2 protein-coding genes and 1 pseudogene are annotated in these 1,895 nt (G+C 43.6%); all 3 read left to right on the plus strand.

Annotated elements, in window-relative coordinates:
- Positions 1–81: 81 nt before the first annotated feature.
- Complete coding sequence (locus AB4653_RS21815; RefSeq protein ID WP_017082577.1) at positions 82–426, plus strand: hypothetical protein; 345 nt, start codon at positions 82–84, stop codon at positions 424–426.
- A 26-nt stretch (positions 427–452) separates the two neighbouring features.
- A complete protein-coding gene (gene rtxC / locus AB4653_RS21820) occupies positions 453–914 on the plus strand; it encodes an RTX toxin-activating lysine-acyltransferase RtxC (protein WP_032545857.1) in 462 nt (153 codons plus the stop codon).
- Positions 915–935: 21 nt separating this feature from the next.
- Positions 936–1,895: pseudogene (locus AB4653_RS21825) on the plus strand (MARTX multifunctional-autoprocessing repeats-in-toxin holotoxin RtxA); the annotation flags it as partial.

Genomic DNA, 1,895 nt, shown 5'->3' on the forward strand with positions numbered 1-1,895 from the left:
CAATTATAGTTCCTTTTTCGCAATTAAATGCGATTAAGGTTCATTTCATTTTGTTTTGTTAAATTTTTGAGATTTTATTTTATGACAGAGAAGTTTGTTCAAACCATTTCTAGTGTTAATTATAATAAAGGCGTTTTTTCCCTTTATTTCGTAGGTCAAGACCAAAAAAATATGGCTAGTGGCGTAATGGCTGAAAATGATGATGACCTTGAGCTTAAACAAGTGGTTCATATGCCAGCTTCTGGCTTTATGTATATGGTTTCCATGGTTAAAAACATGCTCGAAGATCCTCGCATGTCAGCTGAATTTGACAAGTTAGTTGCAGCGGGTTTTTTACCATCAAGTGAACCGGTTGACCCTCAGGCTGAAGAGGGAACAACGGAAGAAAAAACTGCGCCAAAAAAGCGAGTTTCTAAAGTTAAATAGCAACTGCATTTGGTGATATTGGGCATATGTCTATTGCATATCAATCAGCAAATCTTACGTTAGCGCAAATTCAAAAAATAATCGGAGGGGTGATGTTGTTAAGTCAGCATTCACCTCTTCATCGCAGATACGTTGTTGCTGAATGGCAGCAACGTATTATGCCTGCGTTTGAGCTAAACCAGTTTTGCTATTACGAAGATGAACAAGGTCGCCCAATTGCATTTTGTAATTGGGCGTTTTTGTCTGAGCAAAGCCGAGATGAGTTGTTATCTGGAGTGCGGGAAATTTCTTTATCTGACTGGCAATCTGGCCAGCATATTTATATCCCAGAGATGATAGCGCCATTCGGTCATGGCCGCGAAGTTGTCAATGACCTTCGTCGCCGTGTATTCCTTCCGTGGCAGGGGCAGAAAGTTTGTACGGTCCGCGGCAAGGTCAATGTTCAAAGTGATCGCTGTATCAGAAAGGTACAGTGGTTTTCTATTTAATCCGAAATTAGAGTTTATTTTATGGGAAAACCATTTTGGAGAAGTGTTGAATACTTCTTTACAGGGAGCTATACCGCTGACGATGGGGACAATAATATTGTTGCGACTAGTCTTATTGGCGGCGATATTCGAGCTTACGGCGGTGATGATCATATCACCGTCGCTTCAATTACTGCCACAGTTTATACGGGTAGTGGTAATGATACAGTCGTAGGCGGTGCGGCCCATCTAAAGGTAGAGGATTCTATTGGTAACCTTAGTGTAAAAGGTGCGGCTGGGTATGTTGATATCAATAAAAGTGGGGGTGGTGATGTCTCATTTGCCGGCCTTGCTGGTGGAGTTACTATTGACCACTTAGGTAATCGCGGTGACGTAAATTATGGAGGTGCAGCTGCATACAACGGTATAACCCGTAAAGGTCTAAGTGGTAATGTGACATTTGGTGGTGTTGGTGGTTACAACAGTCTTTGGCATGAAACAAACCAGGGTAACTTATCCTTTACGGGGGCAGGGGCCGGAAACAAACTCGACCGAACTTGGTTCAATAAATACCAGGGTTCACGTGGTGATGTGACATTCGATGGGGGCGGTGCGGCTAACAGCATTAGTTCACGAGTGGAAACTGGCAATATCACTTTCCGTGGTGTTGGTGCCGATAATCATCTGGTTCGAAAAGGTAAAGTTGGAGATATAACCCTACAGGGTGCAGGCGCATCAAATCGAATTGAACGTACACGCCAAGCTAATGACGTTTATGCTGAAACACGAGGGAACGTTACATTTGAAGGGGTTGGAGGGTACAACAGCCTTTACTCTGATGTCGCCCACGGAAATGTCAGTTTTTCCGGGGGGGGAGCCTACAATAATATTACCCGTAAAGGGATAGGTAAAGACTTCGACGGCGAAGGGATGGCGCATGTCAATGCCGATGAAATCGTGCTTACTCAAGCGGTACTAAGTGGAACTTGGATTGGCCAGGAT

It is taken from the genome of Vibrio sp. 10N.222.48.A3 (assembly GCF_041475345.1).
Taxonomy (GTDB): domain Bacteria; phylum Pseudomonadota; class Gammaproteobacteria; order Enterobacterales; family Vibrionaceae; genus Vibrio; species Vibrio tasmaniensis_A.